Consider the following 461-nt stretch of genomic DNA (forward strand, 5'->3'; position numbering starts at 1 on the left):
ATTGGGTCGTCACTCATCGAATAGTCCGATGCTGCACCTGATACCGAAGCCTGAATTTCACGCTCGATGTCAATGTCGGCTGCCGGGAGAGCTTGCGTAATTGGGTTTAAGGCACGTAGTCCGTCCATTTCGTCCATTTCGCTGTAATCTTCATCACCGATAATGCCCTCTAATCCTTGAAGGATAGTTTTACCTGTGGCTTTTTTGATAATGGATTCAACACCTGCACCTGCTGCACCAACCAAGCCCAGCTTTACATACTCGTTTTTGGTAAACTGTGTACCAACCAAACCGCCCATAGTAACGGCTGCCGGAACGATGTAGGTTTTCATTTCGTTGCCCAACAAACCGCTAACGGTCTGGCTCTTTTCCAACTTCTTTAAAGCGTACTTGCCAACTGCAAACCCTGCTACGGCAGCAATGGGCTTGCCTATGTTGTTGGTAGCTTTCATAAAGTCAAT

At 47.3% G+C, this 461-nt stretch carries 1 protein-coding gene; it reads right to left on the reverse strand.

Annotated elements, in window-relative coordinates; genetic code table 11:
• The coding region (locus J1N10_RS21065; protein WP_262328691.1) for a hypothetical protein at positions 1-461 on the reverse strand (461 nt) is incomplete at both ends.

It is taken from the genome of Carboxylicivirga litoralis (genome assembly GCF_025499605.1).
GTDB lineage: Bacteria > Bacteroidota > Bacteroidia > Bacteroidales > Marinilabiliaceae > Carboxylicivirga > Carboxylicivirga litoralis.